At 64.3% G+C, this 21,889-nt stretch carries 29 protein-coding genes, 1 pseudogene and 1 riboswitch; of the genes and pseudogenes, 17 read left to right on the plus strand and 13 right to left on the minus strand.

Features of this window, described 5'->3' with window-relative positions; genetic code table 11:
• Positions 1–10: 10 nt before the first annotated feature.
• Positions 11–1,222 carry an ABC transporter substrate-binding protein gene (locus ACNJYB_RS29485; RefSeq protein WP_439370073.1) on the plus strand — a complete coding sequence of 404 codons (1,212 nt, stop codon included), beginning with the start codon at positions 11–13 and terminating at the stop codon, positions 1,220–1,222.
• Between the two features lie 148 nt (positions 1,223–1,370).
• Here ACNJYB_RS29485 and ACNJYB_RS29490 read toward each other — a convergent pair whose 3' ends face one another.
• Positions 1,371–1,892 (minus strand): PRC-barrel domain-containing protein, encoded by a 522-nt coding sequence (locus tag ACNJYB_RS29490; RefSeq protein ID WP_439370074.1) that lies wholly within the window; start codon positions 1,890–1,892, stop codon positions 1,371–1,373.
• 179 nt (positions 1,893–2,071) lie between these two features.
• Between ACNJYB_RS29490 and ACNJYB_RS29495 the strand changes: the two are divergent.
• Positions 2,072–2,290, plus strand: a pseudogene (locus tag ACNJYB_RS29495) (ATP-binding protein); the annotation flags it as partial.
• A gap of 8 nt (positions 2,291–2,298) precedes the next feature.
• Here ACNJYB_RS29495 and ACNJYB_RS29500 read toward each other — a convergent pair.
• Positions 2,299–2,499 (minus strand): hypothetical protein, encoded by a 201-nt coding sequence (locus ACNJYB_RS29500; protein ID WP_439370075.1) that lies wholly within the window; start codon positions 2,497–2,499, stop codon positions 2,299–2,301.
• A gap of 229 nt (positions 2,500–2,728) precedes the next feature.
• On the opposite strand from ACNJYB_RS29500, the gene ACNJYB_RS29505 reads away from it, so the two are divergent.
• The 6 genes from ACNJYB_RS29505 to thiC all read left to right on the plus strand — a co-directional run bounded on the left by ACNJYB_RS29505 (position 2,729) and on the right by thiC (position 8,289).
• Positions 2,729–3,277, plus strand: a complete 549-nt coding sequence (locus ACNJYB_RS29505; RefSeq protein WP_439370076.1) for a transglycosylase SLT domain-containing protein — start codon at positions 2,729–2,731, stop codon at positions 3,275–3,277.
• 27 nt (positions 3,278–3,304) lie between these two features.
• Positions 3,305–3,447: riboswitch (TPP riboswitch) on the plus strand.
• Complete coding sequence (locus tag ACNJYB_RS29510) at positions 3,435–4,460, plus strand: FAD-dependent oxidoreductase (RefSeq protein WP_439370077.1); 1,026 nt, start codon at positions 3,435–3,437, stop codon at positions 4,458–4,460. (Overlaps the previous riboswitch by 13 nt.)
• The gene (gene thiS / locus ACNJYB_RS29515; protein WP_439370078.1) at positions 4,451–4,648 is read left to right on the plus strand and encodes a sulfur carrier protein ThiS; all 198 of its coding nucleotides are present in this window, start codon (positions 4,451–4,453) and stop codon (positions 4,646–4,648) included. Before ACNJYB_RS29510 ends, thiS begins: the two co-directional genes overlap by 10 nt.
• 200 nt (positions 4,649–4,848) lie before the next feature.
• Positions 4,849–5,631 carry a thiazole synthase gene (locus tag ACNJYB_RS29520; protein WP_439370079.1) on the plus strand — a complete coding sequence of 261 codons (783 nt, stop codon included), beginning with the start codon at positions 4,849–4,851 and terminating at the stop codon, positions 5,629–5,631.
• Entirely contained in the window at positions 5,618–6,226 is a 609-nt protein-coding gene (locus ACNJYB_RS29525; RefSeq protein ID WP_439370080.1) for a thiamine phosphate synthase, read from the plus strand. Before ACNJYB_RS29520 ends, ACNJYB_RS29525 begins: the two co-directional genes overlap by 14 nt.
• Before the next feature lie 164 nt (positions 6,227–6,390).
• Complete coding sequence (gene thiC / locus ACNJYB_RS29530; RefSeq protein WP_439370081.1) at positions 6,391–8,289, plus strand: phosphomethylpyrimidine synthase ThiC; 1,899 nt, start codon at positions 6,391–6,393, stop codon at positions 8,287–8,289.
• A 65-nt stretch (positions 8,290–8,354) separates the two neighbouring features.
• Here the strand turns inward: thiC and ACNJYB_RS29535 are convergent, their stop codons facing one another.
• The gene (locus tag ACNJYB_RS29535) at positions 8,355–8,579 is read right to left on the minus strand and encodes a DUF6429 family protein (RefSeq protein WP_439370082.1); all 225 of its coding nucleotides are present in this window, start codon (positions 8,577–8,579) and stop codon (positions 8,355–8,357) included.
• Between the two features lie 115 nt (positions 8,580–8,694).
• Between ACNJYB_RS29535 and ACNJYB_RS29540 the strand changes: the two genes are divergently transcribed.
• A complete protein-coding gene (locus ACNJYB_RS29540) occupies positions 8,695–9,390 on the plus strand; it encodes a glutathione S-transferase family protein (RefSeq protein ID WP_439370083.1) in 696 nt (231 codons plus the stop codon).
• 88 nt (positions 9,391–9,478) lie between these two features.
• On the opposite strand, the gene ACNJYB_RS29545 is transcribed toward ACNJYB_RS29540, so the two are convergent.
• On the minus strand, positions 9,479–9,913 hold the full coding sequence (locus ACNJYB_RS29545; RefSeq protein ID WP_439370084.1) for a hypothetical protein: 435 nt from the start codon (positions 9,911–9,913) through the stop codon (positions 9,479–9,481).
• A gap of 500 nt (positions 9,914–10,413) precedes the next feature.
• Here ACNJYB_RS29545 and ACNJYB_RS29550 point away from each other — a divergent pair, with 500 nt between their 5' ends.
• Entirely contained in the window at positions 10,414–10,797 is a 384-nt protein-coding gene (locus ACNJYB_RS29550) for a RidA family protein (RefSeq protein WP_439370085.1), read from the plus strand.
• Between the two features lie 84 nt (positions 10,798–10,881).
• On the opposite strand, the gene ACNJYB_RS29555 is transcribed toward ACNJYB_RS29550, so the two are convergent.
• Positions 10,882–11,367 carry a J domain-containing protein gene (locus tag ACNJYB_RS29555; protein ID WP_439370086.1) on the minus strand — a complete coding sequence of 162 codons (486 nt, stop codon included), beginning with the start codon at positions 11,365–11,367 and terminating at the stop codon, positions 10,882–10,884.
• Between the two features lie 111 nt (positions 11,368–11,478).
• Between ACNJYB_RS29555 and ACNJYB_RS29560 the strand changes: the two genes are divergently transcribed.
• Both ACNJYB_RS29560 and ACNJYB_RS29565 read left to right on the plus strand, forming a co-directional pair.
• On the plus strand, positions 11,479–12,246 hold the full coding sequence (locus ACNJYB_RS29560; RefSeq protein WP_439370087.1) for an SDR family NAD(P)-dependent oxidoreductase: 768 nt from the start codon (positions 11,479–11,481) through the stop codon (positions 12,244–12,246).
• Between the two features lie 262 nt (positions 12,247–12,508).
• Positions 12,509–12,754, plus strand: a complete 246-nt coding sequence (locus ACNJYB_RS29565) for a helix-turn-helix domain-containing protein (protein ID WP_439370088.1) — start codon at positions 12,509–12,511, stop codon at positions 12,752–12,754.
• Positions 12,755–12,775: 21 nt separating this feature from the next.
• Here ACNJYB_RS29565 and ACNJYB_RS29570 read toward each other — a convergent pair whose 3' ends face one another.
• The 3 genes from ACNJYB_RS29570 to ACNJYB_RS29580 all read right to left on the minus strand — a co-directional run bounded on the left by ACNJYB_RS29570 (position 12,776) and on the right by ACNJYB_RS29580 (position 13,822).
• A complete protein-coding gene (locus ACNJYB_RS29570) occupies positions 12,776–12,922 on the minus strand; it encodes a hypothetical protein (RefSeq protein ID WP_439370089.1) in 147 nt (48 codons plus the stop codon).
• A gap of 316 nt (positions 12,923–13,238) precedes the next feature.
• Positions 13,239–13,460, minus strand: coding sequence for a hypothetical protein (locus ACNJYB_RS29575; protein WP_439370090.1), 222 nt, complete (start codon positions 13,458–13,460; stop codon positions 13,239–13,241).
• Between the two features lie 95 nt (positions 13,461–13,555).
• Complete coding sequence (locus ACNJYB_RS29580; protein ID WP_439370091.1) at positions 13,556–13,822, minus strand: DUF2277 domain-containing protein; 267 nt, start codon at positions 13,820–13,822, stop codon at positions 13,556–13,558.
• 124 nt (positions 13,823–13,946) lie between these two features.
• On the opposite strand from ACNJYB_RS29580, the gene ACNJYB_RS29585 reads away from it, so the two are divergent.
• From ACNJYB_RS29585 to ACNJYB_RS29595, 3 genes are all read left to right on the plus strand, one after another.
• On the plus strand, positions 13,947–15,008 hold the full coding sequence (locus ACNJYB_RS29585) for an alpha/beta fold hydrolase (protein ID WP_439370092.1): 1,062 nt from the start codon (positions 13,947–13,949) through the stop codon (positions 15,006–15,008).
• 172 nt (positions 15,009–15,180) lie between these two features.
• Complete coding sequence (locus ACNJYB_RS29590; RefSeq protein ID WP_439370093.1) at positions 15,181–15,534, plus strand: hypothetical protein; 354 nt, start codon at positions 15,181–15,183, stop codon at positions 15,532–15,534.
• A gap of 77 nt (positions 15,535–15,611) precedes the next feature.
• Positions 15,612–16,214: an MSMEG_1061 family FMN-dependent PPOX-type flavoprotein gene (locus ACNJYB_RS29595; RefSeq protein WP_439370094.1), complete on the plus strand. Its 603-nt coding sequence runs from the start codon at positions 15,612–15,614 to the stop codon at positions 16,212–16,214.
• 84 nt (positions 16,215–16,298) lie between these two features.
• Here the strand turns inward: ACNJYB_RS29595 and bfr are convergent, their stop codons facing one another.
• The 3 genes from bfr to ACNJYB_RS29610 all read right to left on the minus strand — a co-directional run bounded on the left by bfr (position 16,299) and on the right by ACNJYB_RS29610 (position 17,659).
• Positions 16,299–16,787, minus strand: coding sequence for a bacterioferritin (bfr, locus tag ACNJYB_RS29600; RefSeq protein ID WP_439370095.1), 489 nt, complete (start codon positions 16,785–16,787; stop codon positions 16,299–16,301).
• Positions 16,788–16,919: 132 nt separating this feature from the next.
• On the minus strand, positions 16,920–17,192 hold the full coding sequence (locus ACNJYB_RS29605) for a (2Fe-2S)-binding protein (RefSeq protein WP_439370096.1): 273 nt from the start codon (positions 17,190–17,192) through the stop codon (positions 16,920–16,922).
• 158 nt (positions 17,193–17,350) lie between these two features.
• Positions 17,351–17,659, minus strand: coding sequence for a hypothetical protein (locus ACNJYB_RS29610; RefSeq protein WP_439370097.1), 309 nt, complete (start codon positions 17,657–17,659; stop codon positions 17,351–17,353).
• Between the two features lie 131 nt (positions 17,660–17,790).
• Here ACNJYB_RS29610 and ACNJYB_RS29615 point away from each other — a divergent pair, with 131 nt between their 5' ends.
• Together ACNJYB_RS29615 and ACNJYB_RS29620 are read left to right on the plus strand one after the other, a co-directional pair.
• Complete coding sequence (locus tag ACNJYB_RS29615) at positions 17,791–18,111, plus strand: hypothetical protein (protein ID WP_439370098.1); 321 nt, start codon at positions 17,791–17,793, stop codon at positions 18,109–18,111.
• A 236-nt stretch (positions 18,112–18,347) separates the two neighbouring features.
• On the plus strand, positions 18,348–18,629 hold the full coding sequence (locus ACNJYB_RS29620) for a hypothetical protein (RefSeq protein ID WP_439370099.1): 282 nt from the start codon (positions 18,348–18,350) through the stop codon (positions 18,627–18,629).
• A gap of 153 nt (positions 18,630–18,782) precedes the next feature.
• Here the strand turns inward: ACNJYB_RS29620 and ACNJYB_RS29625 are convergent, their stop codons facing one another.
• Positions 18,783–20,009, minus strand: a complete 1,227-nt coding sequence (locus ACNJYB_RS29625; RefSeq protein ID WP_439370100.1) for a lytic murein transglycosylase — start codon at positions 20,007–20,009, stop codon at positions 18,783–18,785.
• Positions 20,010–20,016: 7 nt separating this feature from the next.
• Complete coding sequence (ettA, locus tag ACNJYB_RS29630) at positions 20,017–21,666, minus strand: energy-dependent translational throttle protein EttA (protein WP_439370101.1); 1,650 nt, start codon at positions 21,664–21,666, stop codon at positions 20,017–20,019.
• Positions 21,667–21,889: the final 223 nt, after the last annotated feature.

Raw genomic sequence — 21,889 nt, forward strand, 5'->3', positions numbered from 1 at the left:
AGAAAACAACATGCAAAAACTCATCGCTGCCGTCGCGGCCGGCATCGCGCTCGCCGCCACGTCAGGTGCCGCGCAGGCACAGATTTCCGACGATGTCGTCAAGATCGGCGTGCTCACTGACATGTCGAGCCTCTATGCGGATGCGACCGGCAAGGGCTCGCTCGCCGCCGTCGAGATGGCGGTGGCCGATTACGGCGCCAAGGTCGCGGGCAAGCCCGTTCAGGTGGTCGCCGCCGATCACCAGAACAAGCCCGACGTCGGCGTCAACATCGCCCGCAACTGGTACGACAACGACAAGGTCGACGCGATCTTCGACGTGCCGACATCGTCGGTGGCGCTGCCGATCTCGGCGCTGACGCGCGAGAAGAACAAGATCAACATCAATTCGGGCGGCGGCTCCTCCGACATCACCGGCGTCGCCTGCTCACCCAATACCGTGCACTGGACCTACGACACCTACGCGCTGTCCAACGTCGCCGGCAAGGCGATGGTCAAGCGCGGCGAGGACACCTGGTTCTTCGTCACCGCCGACTACGCCTTCGGCATGGCGCTGCAGCGCGACGCCGCGAACGTCGTCAAGGAAAGCGGCGGCAAGGTGCTCGGCGAGGTCCGCCATCCCCTCAACTCGTCCGATTTCTCCTCGTTCCTGCTGCAGGCCCAGGCCTCCAAGGCCAAGGTGGTCGCGCTGGCCAACGCCGGCGGCGACACCACCAACGCGCTGAAGCAGGCGGCCGAGTTTGGCCTGACCCAGGGCGGCCAGAAAATGATCGCGCTCTTGCAGGAGATCACCGACACCCATTCGCTCGGCATCAAGGCGACGCAGGGCCTGATCGTCACCGACGCCTTCTACTGGGACATGAACGACGAGACGCGCGCCTTCTCCAAGCGCTTCAACGAGAAGGCAGGCCACATGCCGACCATGATCCAGGCCGGCCTCTATTCGGCCACCATGCACTATCTGAAGGCGATCGAGGCCATCAACACCGACCAGGCGCCGAAGGTGATGGAGCAGATGCGCAAGACGCCGGTCAACGACTTCTTTGCGAAGAACGGCAAGATCCGCATCGACGGCCGCATGGTCCACGACATGTATCTGTTCGAGGTCAAGAAGCCCGAGGAGTCCAAGGGCGAGTGGGACCTCTACAAGCTGATCGCCACCGTGCCCGGCGACGAGGCCTTCCGTCCGCTCGACAAGGGCGGCTGCCCGCTGGTGACGCACTAGTCTCCGTTGCGAGCGCGCGAAGCAATCCAGAATCCCTCCACGGCGACAGTCTGGATTGCGTCGTTGCAAGAGCTCCTCGCAATGACGAAGACGCGACGGCGCGCCGGGTGAAAACCAGGCGCGCCTCGCTCAGCCGATCAGAGCCGCATTACTCCGAGTACTTGAACTCGGGCATGTTCTTCAGCTCGTCCTTGCTCGCATTGAACACGGCGTGGTCCGGATACCACTTCGACGTGGACGACGTCGTGGTCGCCGCAGGCCTGTCGGTGCCGGTCGCAGCGCCCGTCGTCGTCGTCGCGGCGGGCTTGGCGCCCGGGTTCGTGCTGGCGCCGGTATAGGCCACGGCCTCGTTGACGAACTTCAGCTTCTCGTAGGGAACGGCGACCAGATGCTCGCCCATGCCGAGGAAGCCGCCGACGCCGATCACGGCGATCTTGACGGCGCCGCTCTTGTCCATCAGCAGGTCGTTGATCGAGCCGATGTTTTCGTTGGCATCGTTGTAGACCTTCAGGCCCGACATTTTCGAGACACGCCATTCACCGGACGCCGCGGTGGTCGTCGTTGTCGCGCTGGCCGCCTTGTCGGCGGTAGCCGTCGGGTTTTGCGCGAACGCAACGGTTGCAAGCAGTGCGGTGCCGGCGAGGCCGGCAGCGATCGATTTCATCAGCATGTTGTCCTCTCCTTCAAACAAGAAACCTTGTGCGGAGAAAACAGCGCCGAACATCAGCAGTTCCGAGCGCGGGGCAATTTCGTCGCGCGATACGCGAGGTGAACGTGCTCGGCGAATGTTCCTGAGTCACCCAGGAACATTTTGCGGCGCACTGTTCCCCCCGGCGATCATGCGCCCGCGTCACCAATCTGGTCGAGAGCGCGGTGCGCTTCGGCGCCGAGGTCACGATCCGCCTCGACATATCCGGCACCAGGCTCGTCATCGACGTCGAGGATGACGGCCCGGCATTTCGGATGCGCAAGCAGGAGATGCTGGAGCCGTTCGTGCGCGGCGACGACGCGCGCACCATGGGCGAGTCCACTGGCTTCAGCCTCGGCCCCTCGATCGCGCGCGCGATCGAGGCAATTTACGCCGCGAGCGGCGGATGCTCGATCGCGTGCTCATCGAAGATCGCGATCGCCTCGAAGCGGTAGCCGCAGGCCTGGCACTTCCAGAGATAGGAAACGCGCCCCTCACCCGGCTCGATCCAGTCCGGGAACGGGATCGGCGTGCCACATTGTGCGCACGGGTTCTGCATGGGGATGTCGCCGATGTCTGCTCGGGTCATGGACGTCCTCCCAAATGCTGGCTTTGAATCGCACATTTTGGGCGGATGCGCGAATGGACAGACCTGCTGTCGCGCAAGGCGCTCCGCCAGCTCGAAGCTTAACCCAGGTTTGAGTCGTAAAAGCGACAGGCCGGCGAAAATCCCCGCTGGTGACATTTCGCCACATCATCGCCTTGTTCCCACGGCCTAACGCGCGGGGGCGGGCCCGTTCTGCCGAGGAAATATTTCGATGAAAATTTTGCGTATTGCCGTGCTTGCTGCAGCAGGGCTGATGATGACGCAGGCGGCGAATGCCGGCGAAGCCGAATATGCCGAGATGGTCGCGATGCATGCCCGCGCCAATGGCGTGCCGGAGGCGCTGGTGCATCGCGTCATCATGCGCGAAAGCCGCTATCAGCCCGGCCTCGTCGGACGTGGCGGCACCATCGGGCTGATGCAGATCAAGCTCGCGACCGCCCGCGGCGTCGGTTACACCGGCGATGCCGCCGGCCTGCGCGATCCCAACACCAATCTCACTTATGCGGTGAAGTACCTCGCCGGCGCCTATCGCGCCGCCAATGGCGACCACGCGCGAGCTGTGCGTTATTTCGCGGGCGGCTATTACTACGCTGCAAAGCGCCAGCGCCAGGAAGCCATGCAGGTCGCCAATGCGGGCGAGACCTGGCTCGAGCCGAACGGCAATCCGCAGCCGATGTTCGGCACAGTGCCGCACAGGAAGCTGGCGCCAGGCGTGCGCAACGCGCGGGCGCAGGCCGTGGGGTTCCGGGCCAAGCGTTGACCACCCCGCCTCCCTGGCATACATTAGAGGCGTTCCGAGGGGTGCTCCGAGGAGGAGCTGAGATACCGCTAAATGGGCAAGGCCGCCCAAGATCGGCTGCCCAAGTCCGCGGTGACCCTTTGAACCTGATCCGGGTCATGCCGGCGAAGGGACAGGGATGTTGCAGACCATCAAGCGGCCGGATTCACCGGTATCCATCATCGGCGCAGGCATTGCCGGCGCCTGGCAAGCCTTGTTGTTCGCGCAGGCCGGCCACACCGTGACGCTGCACGAGCGCGGTGATGCCGCCGTGACCTGTTCCACCAGCCACTGGGCCGGCGGCATGCTGGCGCCCTATTGCGAGGCCGAGGTCGCCGAACCCATCATCTCCCGCCTGGGCCTGCGCTCCCTCGACATCTGGCGGCGCGAATTGCCGGACACCCCCTTCAACGGCTCCCTCGTCGTCGCCCATCCGCGCGAGCGCAACGATTTCGAGCGCTTTGCCCGCATGACCGAAGGCCATCGCCGGCTCGATGCCGCCGCTCTCGCCGAGCTCGAGCCCTCGCTGGAGGGCCGCTTCCGCGATGCGCTGTTCTTCCCGGCCGAGGGCCATGTCGAGCCTCGCCGCGTGCTGCCGAAGCTGCACGAGCGCATCAAGGCTGCCGGCGGCACCATCAAGTTCGACAGCGACGTTTCCGCAAAAGATCTCGCAAACCTTGATCCTAAAAGCATCGTGATCGACTGCCGCGGCCTCGGTGCACGCGAGGAGCAGCCCGGCTTGCGCGGCGTCAAGGGCGAGATGATCCTGATCGAGACCAACGAGGTGCAGCTCGCACGCCCCGTGCGGCTGATCCATCCGCGCTGGCCACTCTACGTGATCCCGCGCGAGCAGAACCTGTTCATGCTGGGCGCGACCTCGATCGAGGCCGAGGACACCGGCGTCAGCGTCCGCTCGGCGCTGGAGCTGCTGGGCGCGGCCTACGCGGTGCATCCCGCCTTCGGCGAAGCCCGCATCGTCGAGTTCGGCTCGGGCCTTCGTCCCGCCTACCCCGACAATCTGCCGCGCATCGGCATCCGTGGCGAGACCATCGCCGTCAACGGCCTCTACCGCCACGGCTTCCTGATCGCGCCGGCGCTCGCCGAGCTGACGCTTGCCTATGTCCAGCGCGGCCAGATCGACAATGAGGTGATGCAATGCGCGTGATCATCAACGGCGAACAACGCGAGGTGAACGCGGCCAGCGTCGGCGCGCTGCTCTCCGAGCTCGACTACGAGGGCACCCATTTCGCCATCGCGCTGAACTACGACGTCGTGCCGAAAAGCCGCTGGGCCGAAACGAGCCTGAAGGCCGGCGACGAGATCGAGATCATCACCCCGCGGCAGGGAGGGTGATGATGATGAATGAAGCTGTCGCCTTCCTTCGCCTCTCGCCGCCTGCGGGGAGAGGCCGGAATTTGCAAAGCAAATTCCGGGTGAGGGGGACTCTCCGCGAGTCCAACTCTCACCGTCCCCGCGGAGGCTCCCCCTCACCCCAACCTTCTCCCCGCAAGCGGGGCGAGGGAGCACACTGAATGCGAGGAGACGCCTCACACATGGTGACCTTCTACGGCAAGACCTTCGCCTCGCGCCTGCTCATCGGCAGCGCGCTCTATCCTTCGCCCGCGATCATGCAGGAGGCGATCCGCGCCTCCGGCTCGAACATCGTCACGGTGTCGCTGCGGCGAGAGGCCGCCGGCGGCAAGACTGGCGACGCGTTCTGGAAGCTGATCCGCGAGCTCGACGTCACCGTGCTGCCGAACACCGCCGGCTGCCGCACCGTGCGCGAGGCGGTGACCACCGCAAAGCTCGCGCGCGAATTGTTCGGCACGAGCTGGATCAAGCTCGAGGTCATCGCCGACAACGACACGCTGCAGCCCGACGTCGTCGGTCTCGTCGAAGCAGCAAGCATCCTGATCAAGGACGGCTTCGAGGTGTTCCCCTATTGCACCGAGGACCTCTCGGTCGCCAACCGCCTGGTCGACGCCGGCTGCAAGGTGGTGATGCCATGGGCCGCCCCCATCGGCAGCGCCAAGGGCATCACGAACCGCGACGCCCTGAAGCTCCTGCGCGAGCGCCTGCCGGACGTCACGCTGGTGGTCGACGCCGGCTTGGGCGCGCCCAGCCACGCCGCGCAGGCGCTCGAGCTCGGCTACGACGCCGTGCTGCTCAACACGGCGATCGCCAAGGCCGCCGATCCCGTCGCGATGGCCAATGCCTTCCGCCTCGGCTGTGAGGCCGGCCGCACCGCATACGAAGCCGGGCTCATGAACGCCCGCGACTTCGCCTCCCCCTCCACCCCTGTCGTTGGGACCCCGTTCTGGCATGCCGTATCCTGATCGCTTCTATCCCGTCGTCGACAGCCTCAACTGGGTCGAGCGACTGACAAAGCTCGGCGTCGGCACCATTCAGCTCCGTGCGAAGGAGCTGCACGACGCCGACGCGCTGCAGATCGTCGCCGACGCTTTGGCGATCACCAAAGGCACGCAGGCCAAGCTGGTCGTGAACGACTACTGGCGCGCGGCGATCGTCGCCGGCGCGAAATATCTGCATCTCGGCCAGGAGGATCTGGCGGATGCCGACCTCAAGGCCATCCGCGAGGCCGGCCTGTCGCTCGGCATCTCCACCCATGACGATGCCGAGCTTGAAACCGCGCTCGCGGCCAAGCCCGACTACGTCGCGCTAGGCCCGATCTTCTTCACCACGCTCAAATCGATGCGCTTCGAGCCGCAGGGCATCGCGAAGATCACGGAATGGAAGAAGCGCATCGGCAACATCCCGCTGGTCGCGATCGGCGGCATCAAGTTCGAGCACGCAGCGGAGATCTTTGCGGCGGGCGCGGATTCCATCGCCGTCGTCAGCGACGTCACCCAGAATGCCGACCCCGACGCACGCGTGCGGCAGTGGCTCGGCGAGTCGAAGGAGGCGGCATGACCGAAACCCTCCCCGCTCCTCATTGCGAGCGAAGCGAAGCAATCCAGAATCTCTCCGGAGAGGCAGTCTGGATTGCTTCGTCGCAAGAGCTCCTCGCAATGACGGAGCAAGAATTCACCGCCGTCGCTCAAACGTACGCACCACAGAATTAACCGGAGGATCCCATGAACATCCGCTCCAACCCCGAAAAGACCGTCCCCGCCGTCACCACCGGCCCGCTGCCCTCCTCGCGAAAAATCTTCGCGACGCCCGATGCCGCGCCAGACATCCGCGTCCCCTTGCGCGAGATCATCCTGTCCGAAGGCGCCGGCGAGCCGAACCTGCCGGTCTACGACACCTCGGGTCCCTATACCGATCCGTCCGTCACCATCGACGTCAACGCCGGCCTTGCCCGCAACCGCAAGCAATGGGTGCTGGAGCGCGGCGGCGTCGAGGAATATGAGGGCCGGCAGATCAAGCCGGAAGACAATGGCAGCGTCTCGACCGACAAGGCCGCGCGCGCCTTCTCGGCCTATCACAAGCCTTTACGCGGCCTCGACGGCCACAAGGTGACGCAGCTCGAATTCGCCCGCGCCGGCATCATCACCAAGGAGATGATCTACGTCGCCGCCCGCGAAAACCTCGGCCGCAAGCAGCAGCTCGAGCGCGCGGAAGCAGCGCTCGCTGACGGCGAGAGCTTCGGCGCATCGGTCCCCGCCTTCATCACCCCGGAGTTCGTGCGCGACGAGATCGCGCGCGGCCGCGCCATCATCCCCTCCAACATCAACCACTCCGAGCTCGAGCCGATGATCATCGGCCGCAACTTCCTGACCAAGATCAACGCCAATATCGGCAACTCGGCGGTGACCTCGTCGGTCGAGGAAGAGGTCGAGAAGATGGTGTGGGCGATCCGCTGGGGCGCCGACACCGTGATGGACCTGTCGACCGGCCGCAACATCCACACCACGCGTGAGTGGATCCTGCGCAACTCGCCGGTTCCGATCGGCACCGTGCCGATCTACCAGGCGCTGGAGAAGTGCAACGGGGATCCGGTCAAGCTGACCTGGGAGCTCTACAAGGACACGCTGATCGAGCAGTGCGAGCAGGGCGTCGACTATTTCACCATCCACGCCGGCGTGCGCCTGCAATACATCCACCTCACCGCCAACCGCGTCACCGGCATCGTCTCGCGCGGCGGCTCGATCATGGCGAAGTGGTGCCTCGCGCATCACAAGGAAAGCTTCCTCTATACGCATTTCGACGAGATCTGCGACCTCATGCGCAAGTATGACGTCTCGTTCTCGCTCGGCGACGGCCTGCGTCCGGGGTCGATCGCCGACGCGAACGACCGCGCACAGTTTGCCGAGCTCGAAACGCTCGGCGAACTGACAAAAATCGCGTGGGACAAGGGCTGCCAGGTCATGATCGAAGGCCCCGGCCACGTGCCGATGCACAAGATCAAGATCAACATGGACAAGCAGCTCAAGGAGTGTGGCGAAGCCCCGTTCTACACGCTTGGACCGCTGACCACCGACATCGCGCCGGGCTACGACCACATCACGTCGGGCATCGGCGCCGCCATGATCGGCTGGTTCGGTTGCGCCATGCTCTGCTACGTCACGCCGAAGGAGCATCTTGGGCTACCCGACCGCAACGACGTCAAGACCGGCGTCATCACCTACAAGATCGCCGCCCACGCCGCCGACCTCGCCAAGGGCCACCCCGCCGCGCAATTGCGCGACGACGCCCTCTCCCGTGCCCGTTTCGAATTCCGCTGGACCGACCAGTTCAACCTCGGCCTCGATCCGGACACGGCGAAGAACTTCCACGACGAGACCCTGCCGAAGGAAGCCCACAAGGTCGCCCATTTCTGCTCGATGTGCGGCCCGAAGTTCTGCTCGATGAAGATCACGCAGGACGTGCGGGATTACGCGGCGACGCTGAATGATCCGAACAGCGTGGGCATGTCGATCAGCGGCACCGCCGAGGACGGCATGGCCAGGATGAGCGCGAAGTTCAAGGAGATGGGCTCAAGCGTTTATCTGGATGCGGAGAAGGTGAAGGAGAGCAACAAGGTGCTGTGAGGGGCCGGCTCCAGAGATCTCATTGCAAGCAAGGCCGGGCCCATGCCCGGCCTTGCCACTAGGTATCATTCCTCGAACAACTCCTTGAACAGCCTCTTCGCGCGTTCGAGCCCCTCCTCCGTGAACACCACGGACTTCACCTTGCCGACGGGATCATCAATCATTCCCTTGTGATGAAGCCGGCCGAGCACCTCCCAGTCGAATCCCTTCCATGCCCGGTAACCATTGTGCAGTGTCAGATAGAGCAAGGGCAACGCCGCGTCATCGAACTCCTCCTTGTTGACCGCCATCTTGATCTCCCACTACCGGCCGCGCAGGATTGCGTTCACGAGCAAGAAGGCGGCGCCCCATTGCGTCCACCACCACACCCCTGCATGCTGGCCCCGCCAACGGAGGAGCCGCCCCATGCTGACGCTCTATTCCTACCCGGAACTGTTCGGCGTTGCCGACAACAACGGCTACGGCCTCAAGGTCTACGCCTTCCTGAAGCTCGCGGGCGTGCCGTTCGTGCACGAGCACATCTTCGATGCCTCCGCGGCGCCGCGCGGGCAGTTGCCTTACACCGTCGACGACGGCGAGACCATCGGCGACAGCGAGACCATCATCGCGCATGCGACCAGCAAGTATCGCCTGACCATCGATGCCGCGCTCTCAAGCGAGCAGCGGCGCACCAATCATCTCGTCACGCGCATGCTCGACGATCTCTACTGGGTGATGTCGTATTCGCGCTGGAAGGACGAGCGCTTCTATCCCGCGTTCCGCGACGGTTTCATCGCGCAGCATCCGCAAGTGAGTGCCGAGGGGTTCGAGAAGGCGAAGGCGTACAACGCGCAGCGCTATCACTACCAGGGCATCGGCCGCTACGCGCCCGAACAGGCCTATGCGCGGGGGCTCGCCGACCTGCAGGTGCTGGCGGAGATCGTGCCGGCCAAGGGCTTCGTGCACGGCGCCGCGCCGACCAGCTGTGATGCCGGGATCTACGGCTTCGTCGCCAACATCTATTATTTTCCGATCCCGACGCCGCTGAAGGCCTTCGTCGATGCGCACGCAAACCTCGTCGCGCATTGCAAGCGGATTCATGCGGCGGTGACGGGAGCGTAGCCCGGATGAGCAAAAGCGACATCCGGGACTGAGACTTGCCCGCATGTCGCTGGCGCTCATGCGAGCTACGAAGTGAGGCGAAAGCTGCCTACCGCATCGTGATCGCAAGACCACTGAGATCCGCATTTGCCATCAGGCCGACCTGCGTGCCGGTCAGCTCCAGCACCGCGCCCTTCTGGTTGGTGAGCACGATGGCGCGGGCGCCGCGGCCGACCGCAAGGCCCGCTCCGGCCGCGCCATAGACGCCGGCGACGTCGGAGGGACGGTTGATGTTGGAGACGCGGCCGCGCAGCACGGTCTTGGATCCCCCGAACACGAGGCCGTAGTCGAGCCCGCCGGTCGAGAGCCCGTAGGAGCGGCCGTGGAAGTTCAGCACGCCGCTCCCGCCGGAGCCGCCGATGATCCAGCCCGCCTTGTAGATCGTCAGCACCACGGTGCCGCCGTCGGCCAGCGCCGAGGTCGAAGGGCCGGCGAGCGCGGCAACGGCGACCAACGCGGCGCGAAGGGTGCTAGCGATCTTCATGTAAGGCTCCGGGGCTATTTTTTGGAGGGAAACGAATCAGACGCGGCCAATCTATCCGATCGATCGCGGCGGCAACATGATGGCAGGGCGTTTCCGCAAGTACGGTGGCGGCTAGACTCGTGGAAGGTGCCTCATTCTCCGTCATTGCGAGCGCAGCGAAGCAACCCAGAGTCCCTCCACGGAAAGACGCTGGATTGCTTCGCTGCGCTCGCAATACGGGGTGGATGCATTCCGGCCTCGCCTGCCAGCGGCTGCATGCGGGGAGAGGCGGACCACTGCGCTCGCAGACAACCGTCTCCATCGTGCCATTCTGCCCCTGTTTTGCCCGACGGAGCAAGCGATTGTTTCGGACTTGCCGAATCTCAAAAGAGCCCGATGTTTTCGGCCTGACCTCTACTGTGCATGGGCTTGTTTTCGCATTTTTGTTTTTGCCCACCCGATTGCAACTCCCCCGCATCCCGCTACGCTCCTGCTCCCGACACGCCCCGAGAGGTGATCCCATGCCGATCCAGCATTTCGCAGCCCCGCCGCACGTCAAGGCGCCGCCGCTGTCCTTTGCGACGCGCGTCGGCGACTTGCTGTTCGTCTCGGGCATTCCCGGCTTCGATGCCCACGGCGCGCTGCCTGATGGCTTCGAGGCGCAGTTCGCCAATGTCGTCGTCAACATCAGGCGCGTGCTGGACGAGGCCGGAGCTGGTATCCGCGACCTCGCCAAGGTCAACGTGCTCTTGACCCGCGCCTCGGACGTTGCCGCCATGAACGCGCTCTATGCCGGCGCGTTCGGCCCGCCGCCTTACCCCGCGCGCACCACATGCGTGGTGCAGGCGCTACCCGATCCGAAGATGCTGATCGAAATCGAGGCGGTCGCGTCGCTGGCGAAATGAGCACGTGTGGCTTGCCGGGCACGCTCTAGGCTTGACGCGACAGATCGGATTGAAAAGGGCGCGTCGCCCTGGCGGGACGCGGCCTCACGCGTCCTTGTGCGCGCCGGGATGGATCAGGACGTCGCGCGCGGCAGCGAGGTCGATGAAGGCTTGCGCGGTGCCGCCCTGGTCGGGATGCATGCCCTTGGCGGCGCGGCGGTAGGCCTGGTTGATGTCGTCGCAGGTGAGCTGCACCGCGAGCGGCAGGCCCAGCATCTTGCGCGCGCGATCCTCGCTGGAAAGCTTCTTCGGCATCGCGTTGCGGCGGCCGAACCGCGGCGCGGCGAGACCATGGAGAACCTCGAGCACCACACCGAGGCGGCGCTGGGCCGCCAGCGTGACGCTGTGATCATCATTGACCAGAGCCTGGCGCAGCACCGGCAGCGCCTGCTCGGCCGCCTGCCGCAGCGTGCCATCCGTGCTCATCCGCCCGATTTCGGCCACGACCCGGCCGGCCTCGGCCCAGTCGGCCGGCTGTGCCGACCGCAGGCGTTCGAGCGCGAGTTTCCAGGATTCAAGCCGTTCCATCATGCGCGCAACGTTTAGCAATGAAGATCAGTATGCCAAGGCCGCCGTTTCCGACCCCTTAATTTCGGGTTAGCCTTTCATGAAACTTAGAAACGAAATCGGGAGGAAAATGTCATGGCATTGCTCGCAAACCACATCGCCGTCATCACGGGCGCCGGCTCCGGCATCGGCCGGGCGATCGCAGCCGGCTACGCCCGCGAGGGCGCGCAAGTGGTGCTGCTCGACGTGAACGGGGACACGGTCGCGGAAGCCGCGCAGGAGATCCAAAGATCGGGCGGAAACGCCGACAGCTTCGCGCTCGACGTGACCCGACGTGATGATTGCTTTGCGCTGGCAAAACAGGTCGCGGGCAAGGTCGGGCAGGTCTCGATCCTCGTCAACAATGCCGGCATCACCCGCCGCAACGCCTTCACGGCCGAAACCGAGACGGTGGCCAAGGACTGGAACGACATCATCTCGCTCAACCTCAACGGCGTCTTCAACATGACGCAGGCCTTCCTCGCGCCCTTGCGCGCGAGCAAAGGCCGCATCGTCAATATCGGCTCGATCCAGTCCTTCGTGCATCTGCGCACGCCGAGCTCGGCGGCGTATACGACCTCCAAGCACGGCGTGCTCGGCTTCACCAAGGCGCTCGCGGTCGAGCTCGGCAAGGAGGGCGTGCGCGTCAACGCGATCGGGCCGGGCTTCATCGAAACCAACATCAACGCCCAAGTGCGCGCGACCAATCCGGCGCTGGTGCAGGCTTTCGTCGACCACACCCCGCTGGCGCGCACCGGCAAGCCCGAGGACATCGTGGGCCCCGCGATCTTCCTCGCCTCGGACATGTCGGCCTACGTCACCGGAACGATCGTGATGGTGGACGGCGGCTACCGGACGGTGTGAGCGAAGCGCCCCACTCGATTGGTGGTATAGCGCGCTGCGCGAGGCATGATGGTCGAAAAAGCGGATCGAGATAGGTCCGCATCGCCATGCATCTTCTGCCAAACGCGGCCGCTTCGCGGCATTCCTGAGGTCAATTTGGTGCGATCGTCCGCGATTAACCTTTCATTAACCAAACCCGCCCACCGTAGATCTACGGCCTGGGGGTCGTTTGTTCTCGATCCGCTTCCGACGAAGGAAGCGGGCGTTGATCGGGGGTATGTTGATGACCACTGTTCATGTCGCGGCGCCGCAGGACGCACAATTCCTCGCTCCGAACCAGATCGTTCCACTGCTGATCGGCGCAACCGTCGACGAGGTCGAACGCGAGCTCGTGCTCCAGACGCTCGCCCGCTGCGACGGCAACCGCACACGCGCATCGCGCGTGCTCGGCCTGTCGGTGCGCACGCTGCGCAACAAGATCAGGCTCTATGCCGCCTCCGGCATCGAGGTGCCGGCCTGTCAGGACTAGTGCGCGACTGCGTGCGGATGATCAGTCGACTTGCGCGGCCGTGCCGCCAGACGGGCGGCGCAGCCCGCGCTGCGCACCCATGCCGACCGGCATCGCAAGCGCGATGACCGCGACCGCCGCCATCTCAGCTCGATGGCGCGAAGGACGAAAGCCGTCATGACAGCCCATGACGGCTGCGGCTCCTCGGCGAAGGCAACCGGCACGATATCAGGCACGAGCAGGCGGGCGATGACGATGGACACGGCAAGGACAGGCAGAACTTCTCCATGCTGCGCGCATCGATCGCTCCTCGCGACGATCATCGCCCTCACAACTCGATGACACGACGGCGCGTCCCGTCGCTTGATGTTGATCAAGCGCAGCATGGTGCGCGGGTGGAATTGCTGCTGTCGTCAAACGCCGGTAATTAGCTTGCTTCCGGCCACAAGAGCTGACGACGTGCTCGCGCCCAGACGCAGCGTAGCGCGCGTGGGATACATGCCGATCAAGAAGCCCTGGAGGAGTCATCCCGGCGCGGCAGCATGTCCATGCGCTCGAACTGCCAGCGCATGGCGCGGTACCAGAGATAGCCGACCGCAGCGCCGCACAGGGCCAGGATCACGACGGTCGCGCTCGAGAAGGAGCCGCTCCACCACATCATCCACGCGGTCCACAGCAGCGTGAAGATGATGGCACCTGCCTTGAGGGGAAGAAGGGGGCGGCTCATGGTCGTACTCCGGGCTGTCAAAACCCCGGCAGGCATCATTGCAAGTCGAGGCGACCCGTACCGTGAGCCAGATCACGGAAGGGACCCTGGAGCCACTAGCCGAACCGCAACCGCGAACGCTCCTTCGCCTTCTCCGCCTCGACCTCGCGGTCGCGCGCCGGGGCATGGGTATGCAGCGATGTCAGGAGCTTTCGCGCGACGTCCGAAACCTCTGCGACGGCGCGGTCGAAGGCGGCCTCATTGGCCTGCGACGGCTTGTTGAAGCCGGACAGTTTGCGCACGAACTGCAACGCCGAGGCATGGATCTCATCCTCCGTCGCCGGCGGCTCGAAGTTGAACAGCGTCTTGATGTTGCGGCACATGCAGCGTCTCTCCGGGGTTTCCATAGGACGATCGACGGAGCTGAAATCCTACATCCTTCCCCGCACTTCTGCTAAGTTCCGTCGCAAGGCGGCCGACGACCATGAGCCGCACGGGGAGAGAGACATGAAAGCTTCTTGCGCCGCGATGGCAGGCGTTCTGCTGTCCTTTTCGACATGGGCGATGGCTGCCGATTATCCCGCGCCCAAGCAGGGCGACTGGATCGCCAGGGACTTCAAGTTCCACACCGGCGAGACCATGCCGGAGTTGAAGCTGCACTTCACCACCGTGGGCGAGCCGACCGGCCAGCCCGTGCTGGTACTGCACGGAACGGGCGGCTCGGGCGCGAGCATGCTGACGCCGTCCTTTGCCGGCGAGCTGTTCGGCGCGGGGCAGCCGCTCGATGCGTCCAAATATTACATCATCATTCCCGACAGCATCGGCCATGGCAAATCGTCCAAGCCATCCGACGGCATGAAGACGAGCTTCCCGAAATACGATTACGACGACATGGTCGAGGCACAATACCGCTTGGTGACGGAGGGCCTCGGCGTCAAGCATCTGCGGCTCGTCATCGGCAATTCAATGGGCGGCATGCACACGTGGCTGTGGGGCGAGAAATATCCGAAGGCGATGGACGCGCTGATCCCGATGGCCTCGCAGCCGACCGAGATGGCATCGCGCAACTGGATGCTGCGGCGGATCATGCTCGACACCATCCGCAACGATCCCGACTACAACGGCGGCAACTACACCAGCCAGCCGCGCATGATGAAGTTCGCCGTCACCGCTTACGGCATCGCCAGCATCGGCGGCACGCTGGCCTATCAGCAACAGGCGCCGACCGCGGCCAAGGCCGACAAGATCGTCGACGAGCGGCTGGCGTCGCCGATCACGGCCGACGCCAACGACTTCCTCTACCAGTGGGAATCTTCGCACGACTACAATGCGAGCGAGAAGCTCGAAGCCATCGAAGCCTCGCTGCTGCTGATCAATTCCGCCGACGACGAGCGCAATCCGCCCGAGACCGGCATCACGGACGCCGCGATGAAGCGGGTCAAGAACGGCCGCCTCTACCTGATCCCCGCCAGCACCGAGACGCGCGGCCACGGCACGACCGGCAACGCAAAGTTCTACAGCGAGGAAATCAGGCAATTGCTGCAAACGGCGCCGGAGCGGACGATGTAAGACGACGGGGCGCAGATCCTCATATCGCGATGCATAATATGCGACGCCTTTCGCGCCGCATATTATTTGAGCATGCAATGCGCCGGCAGCTCGGGCTTAATCGCATCAACCATACGAATCGACGCGCGGGACAGTCGCGCGCCAATGAACGATGCCCGAGGAGGAAGTTCGCATGCACAGGCTTGCGCTGTGCGTCTGGCTGGCCGGAGCGACGGCGCTGACGAGCGCCGCCTTCGCGTTCGACAACGGGCAATATGATCACGTCCCCCCTGACATCCGCGCCTGGTTCAAAAGCGTGATCGCGCCGAACGGCGTGCCCTGCTGCGACATTTCCGACGGCCATCGCACCGAGTACGACGTGCGCGGCGGCACCTATTGGGTGCCGATCGAGGGCGAGTGGATGGCGGTGCCCGAGCGCGCCGTCATCCGCGATCAGGGCAATCCGGTCGGTCAGGCCGTGGTGTGGTACGTCCACCATCGCGGTGCCATTATCATCAGCTGTTTCGTGCCGGCGGATGCCGTGTAACGCGCCTGGACGGATTGCATTGGCTGGCGGCGGTGCGATCAGGTAGTTTGACGCCGAGCCGACAGGGAGGCACGCCGTTGACCGATCTTTGCGCCGAAGACCTCGCCACCATCTATCCCAAGCCGACCCCGCGGGTGATCGCGAAGGCACGTCCCGCGATCGATGCGCATGCGAAGAAGTTCATCGAGATGTCGCCGTTCTGCGTGCTCGCAACGTCGGGCACAGACGGAAGCGTCGACGCCTCGCCGCGCGGTGGTGGCATCGGCTTCGTCCGCGTCGCCGGTCCCAACCAGTTGCTGATGCCGGACCGCTCCGGCAACAACCGGCTCGACAGTTTTCGCAACGTCGTCGAAGGCTCGGGCTTCGTGCACCTGTTGTTCTTCGTCCCCGGGATCGACGAGACGCTGCGCGTCGGCGGACGCGGCACGCTCTCGGTCGATCCGGATCTGCTCGCCTCCATGGTGGAATTCGGCAAAGCTCCCCGCGCGGTGCTGAATGTCGCCGTCAATGAAGTCTATTTCCACTGCGGCAAGGCGCTGATGCGCTCGAAGCTATGGTCGGCGGACAAGGTGCAGCGCGCGGTGATGCCGAGCATCACCGAGGTCATTCACGAGCAGACCGGTCTCGGCGAGCCGGAGAGCCAGGCGATGACGGAAGAGCGCTACAAGGCGCAGCTGTAGCTGTTTCAGATGCGGTGTCGTCCCGGACAACCGCAGATGCCGACGACGCCGGGACAACACCGACTATGCGACTGGCGTCGGAGGTTAATGCCCCTCGCCCTCGAGCCCGCCGACGTGCTTCTGGGTGTAGAGCTCGAGGCCGATGCGGCCGATCAGGTCGAGCTGGGTCTCGAGGAAGTCGATGTGATGCTCCTCGTCGCTCATCAGCTTCTCGAACAGGTCACGCGTCACGTAGTCCTTGACGCTGTGGCAATAGGTGGCCGCTTCCTGATAGAGCGCGCGCGCGCTCATCTCGGCGGCGAGGTCGCACTCGATGATCTCCTTGACGTTCTGGCCGACGCGCAGGGGATCGAGCACCTGCATGTTCGGGAAGCCGTCGAAGAACAGGATGCGCGCGGTGAGCTTGTCGGCGTGCTCCATCTCCTCGATGGACTCCTTGCGCCAGACCTTGGCCATGTCGAGGAGGCCCCAATTGTCGAGGAAGCGGTAGTGCAGCCAGTACTGGTTGATCGCAGTCAGCTCGTGACGCAGTGCCTTGTTGAGATAGTCGATGACTTTTGCGTCGCCCTGCATGGTTCACTCCAGCTCTTGCATTCCAAAACGGCCCTAACCGTATTTAGAATGCTTCTAAGTCAGTTCAAAGACCAGCGCAACCGGCCACGGAGACGCCGCCGGGGAAAAGCTCAGTCGACAGTGCAGAAGATTTCAGCAGGCCGCGAGGGCGAATTCGGCGAGCTCGGCCGTCTCGTCATTGGCGGCCCCGGTGTAAGTATGCGGGCAGCCGGCACAGCACTTCTTGGCGCAGGGGCCAAGCGCTTCGTCGATGATCGTCTTGATGGTCCGCGCGCAGCGGCCGCATTCGGCGTTGCAGCCGAGGCATCCATAGACCTGCTTGGCATGACGCACGGCGTCGTCCGACTCGGCGACGGCGGCGCGGATATCATCATCGCTCAATACGTTACAGGAACAAACGATCATGGAAGCGGCGGGCCCTTCGGTGATGCGCCATCATCGATATTTAACGGGCCCGCCGGATGCAAAGGGAAAAACCGGTATTTGAAGCTATTCCAAACTGGCCCGGAAACAGCCTAGAACGGCTCTAATGTAGGGTATTGCGGTGGATCAAGGTTGCACGCCTAGTCGCCGCCACCGCCTCCCCCACCGTCGCCGCCACCCCCGCAATCTCCACCACTGCTGCCGCTGTCACCGCTCGAACAGCTGCCGCTGTCGGTCGCGCGGCCCGAACTGTCGCTGGAGAACCAGCTGCCCAGCGAGAAGCCGTCACTGGTCCCCGAATAGCTGTCGCCACCAGCTCCGCCATGACCGCCGGCCCCTGCGCGCGAGCGGCGCTGACCGCGATTTTGCAGATGGGTGATCCAGCCGTAACCGATGGCGAAGATCACCCCGGCCGCAATCAATGCATTGATCATCGCGTTGCCCATCATCGTCTCCTGACGGAGCTGTAGTCCATATCAATTGGTCGCCCCCGGCAAAGGTGCCGTTCATTGATCATTCAAGCGAAGTATGGAACTCTGGTCCCAAACAGTTCCCCCGTGCTTGTGCAAAGGTTCCATTGATGAAGAAGTCGCTCCTGGCAGTCGCTGCCCTCGCCACATTGGCCCTGACGGCCGGAACCCCGGCCCATGCCCAGCGTGGCGTCGCTGCCGGCGTGGCGGCGGGGATCATCGGCGGCGCCATCGTCGGCGGTGCGCTGGCCTCTCCGTATTATTACGGATCAGGGCCGGGCTATTATGAACCAGGCTACTACGCGCCGCGCTACTATGCGCCGGGCCCCGGCTATGTCGCCGACGACTATTACGGCGGCTGCGTCTGGCAGAAGCAGCGCTTCTGGGACGGCTATGCCTGGCGCGCCCGCCGCGTCCGGGTTTGCGGCTGAGACCCTTGAGCCGGCTCCTTTGCAGCGCTTGCCTGAACCGGTTCACTACGGGTATGCCGTTCATCCTGGGGCCTGAAAAAGACCGCTTTTTCTCGTCACAGCTCCGTGTGCGTTTACCATGGATTGACCATTTGCGCGCTTCCTAGCCAACGGTCAATTCCATCAGAGTGTGCGTGAACCTTTGAACCCCGGGCGCCTCTAACTAGAGGAACCCATCTCCCAGGAGAGCCAAGAGCATGAAGAAGACTTTCGTTGCCGCCCTCACGGTTGCGACGGTTGCCGGTTCGCTGGTGACCGCCACTCCGCCCGCCAAAGCGGGTGACGGCGTCGGCGCCGGCATCGCAGCCGGCCTGATCGGCGGCGCCATCGTCGGCGGCGCCATCGCGTCGAGCCGCCCCGCCTATGGCGGTCCCGTTTACGTCGCCGAGCCGCCGCCGCCCGCGCCCTGCTACTGGCGTCGTGAGCGCTATTGGGACGGCTACGGCTGGGTCAGCCGCCCGGTTCGCGTCTGCTACTGATCTGATCGCCTGATTGATTGCCCTGGCGCATACGCGCCGCGATCAAGAAGCCCGGCCGAGAGCATCGACCGGGCTTTTTTCTTGGGTCACCCGCTAAAGCATGATCCGGAAAAGTGCGAAGCGGTTTTCCGGAAAGATCATGCTCATCGCGCTTTAGCGCGCCGCCTGGATCGAGCGCAGCACCTCTTCGCTCGGCCAGCAATCGACCTTCAGTCCCGCCGACTTCTGATAGGCGCCGAGCGCGGCACGGGTCTGCATGCCGGCCTTGCCGTCGATCTTGTCCTTGTAGAGCCCGACGCGGGTGAGCCCGCGCTGCATGGTCTCGACATCCTTGGTGCGCAATTGCTTCGAGGCCGACCAGGGCGTTGCAAACGGCAGCGGGCTCGTCATGCGGTCGCTGAGATGGCCGACGAACAGCACGTAGAGGTCGGAGAAGTTGTATTCCTTGATGACGAAGTAGTTCTTCGTCGTGAGGAACGACGGACCATAGACTCCTTCCGGTTGCAGCAGCGAGGCCGGCTGCGCCTGCTCGGCAGCGCTCAGCTTCTGCCCGCGCACCGGCACAAAGCCTTCGCGTAGCCACTGGCCGATCGGCTTCGTCACCTCCGGCACACCGGTGGTGCAATCGACTGTCGCTGGCGCCTGCACCTCGTAGGCCCAGCGCACGCCGCTCTGCCAGCCCTTGTTGACGAGCTGCTGCGCGGCCGAGGCCAGCGCGTCCGGCACCGAATGCCAGATGTCGATGCGGCCGTCGCGGTCGAAATCGACGCCGTGCTTGTAATATTCGGACGGCAGGAATTGCGTGAGCCCGGTCGCGCCCGCCCAGGACGAACGCATGTCCTTGCGCGTCACCACGCCTGCGCCGAGGATCTTCAGGGCCAGGATGAACTCGTTGCGATAGGTATCCTTGCGCCGGCCGACATAGGCCTGCGTCGCCAGCACGCGAACCAGATCATAGGGCAGCGTGTAGCGGCCGTAATCAGTCTCTCGCCCCCAGATCGCCAGCATGACGGTCGCGGGCACGCCGGAGCTTTTCTCGATCTCGTTCAGCGCTGGACGATATTTTTGCAAGAGCCGCTGGCCCTCGCCGGCCAGCCGCGCGATCGATGCTTCCTTGACGTAGTCCGCCGGCACCTGCACGAACTCGGCCTGCGACGGCGCGCCGGTCGCGGGCCGTCCCGGCAGGATCAGGTCAGGCAGCTTGTAGTCGGGCTCGAGCCCGCGCGTCTGCTCGTCGAACGTCGCGCGCGAGACGCCGGCGGCCTGCGCCTCCGGCCAGAGCGAGGCGATGAACTGCGTGAAGGCCGCGTCGGCGGCGCGGGCGGACGACCAGCCGCAGGTGATCACGATCACCGCAGCGATGAGCGCCCGCCACATCATGCCGAAATCACCGCGTCAGCTTCTTGTACTTCACGCGGTGCGGAATGATGCTGTCCTGACCGAGCCGGCGCATCTTGTCCTTCTCATAGTCCTGGAAGTTGCCCTCGAACCATTCGACATGGCTGTCGCCCTCGAAGGCCAGGATGTGGGTCGCGATACGGTCGAGGAACCAGCGATCGTGGCTGATGATGACGGCGCAGCCGGCAAAATCCTCCAGCGCCTCTTCCAGCGCGCGCAGCGTGTCGACGTCGAGGTCGTTGGTCGGCTCGTCGAGCAGCAGGACGTTGGCGCCGGACTTCAGCATCTTGGCCAGGTGAACGCGGTTGCGTTCACCGCCCGAGAGCGCGCCGACCTTCTTCTGCTGGTCGGCGCCCTTGAAGTTGAACGACGAGCAATAGCCGCGCGAGTTCACTTCCTTCTTGCCGAGCAGGATCAGCTCGTTGCCGCCGGATATCTCCTCCCAGACGGTCTTCTTGCCGTCGAGCGCGTCCCGCGACTGGTCGACATAGCCGAGATGCACGGTCTCGCCGATCGTGATCGTGCCCTTGTCCGGCTGTTCCTGCTTCGTGATCATCTTGAACAGCGTGGTCTTGCCGGCGCCGTTGGCACCGATCACGCCGACGATGCCGCCGGGAGGCAGCTTGAAGGTGAGATCGTCGATCAGGAGGCGATCGCCATAACCTTTGCTGAGACCTTCGAAGTCGACCACGTTGGCGCCGAGCCGCTCCGCGACCGGGATGATGATCTGCGCGGTCTGGGTCTGCTTCTCGCTGGCCTGCTTGAGCAGTTCCTCATAGCGCTGGTAGCGGGCCTTCGACTTGGCCTGGCGCGCCTTGGGCGAGGACGCAACCCACTCCTGCTCGCGGGCGAGCGTCTTCTGGTGCGCGGCGTCCTCGCGGCCTTCCTGCTCGAGCCGCTTCTGCTTCTGCACCAGCCAGGACGAGTAATTGCCCTCGTAGGGGATGCCGCGGCCGCGATCGAGTTCGAGGATCCACCCCGTGACGTTGTCGAGGAAGTAGCGATCGTGGGTGACGATCAGGATCGCGCCAGGATAGTTGCGCAGGTGGCCTTCCAGCCACGACACCGACTCGGCGTCGAGATGGTTGGTCGGCTCGTCCAGCAGCAGCAGTTCGGGCTGGTCGAGCAGCAGCCGGCACAGCGCGACGCGGCGGCGTTCACCGCCCGAGAGTTTTGTGACGTCGGCATCGTCGGGCGGACAGCGCAGCGCGTCCATGGCCTGGTCGACCTTGCTGTCGAGATCCCAGAGGCCCTGGGCCTCGATCTCATCCTGCAGCTTGGTCATCTCGTCGGCGGTCTCGTCCGAATAGTTGACGGCGAGTTCGTTGTAGCGGTCGAGGATCGCCTTCTGTTTGGCGACGCCCTGCATGACGTTCTCGCGGACCGTGAGCTTGGGATCGAGCTGCGGCTCCTGCTCGAGATAGCCGACGCGGGCGCCCTCGGCGACCCAGGCCTCGCCGGTATATTCCTTGTCGAGCCCCGCCATGATCTTGAGCAGCGTCGACTTGCCGGAGCCGTTGACGCCGAGCACGCCGATCTTGGCGTCCGGGTAGAAGCTCAGATGGATGTTATCGAGCACCTTCCGGGTCGGGTAGCTCTTGGTCAGGCCCTGCATGAAATAGATGAACTGGCGCGCCATCGGTCCCGTGAAACCTTCGATTTGAGGAAATTTGCTTGCCGCCGATGTAACGATCCCGCCCGCAAAGGGCAACGTTTTCCCTCCGTTCACCACGGATGAATACGGGATGGACACCATCCCGAGGTAGATCCGGACAATTGAAACCATTTTTTAATAAAGCAGGCCAAAGCTCGGTTTCGCGCGGAAACAGCGCCGCCCGCTCAGAACGAACGGGGAGCACAGC

Origin of the sequence: Bradyrhizobium sp. SMVTL-02, from assembly GCF_051853005.1 — a bacterium.
Lineage (GTDB): Bacteria > Pseudomonadota > Alphaproteobacteria > Rhizobiales > Xanthobacteraceae > Bradyrhizobium.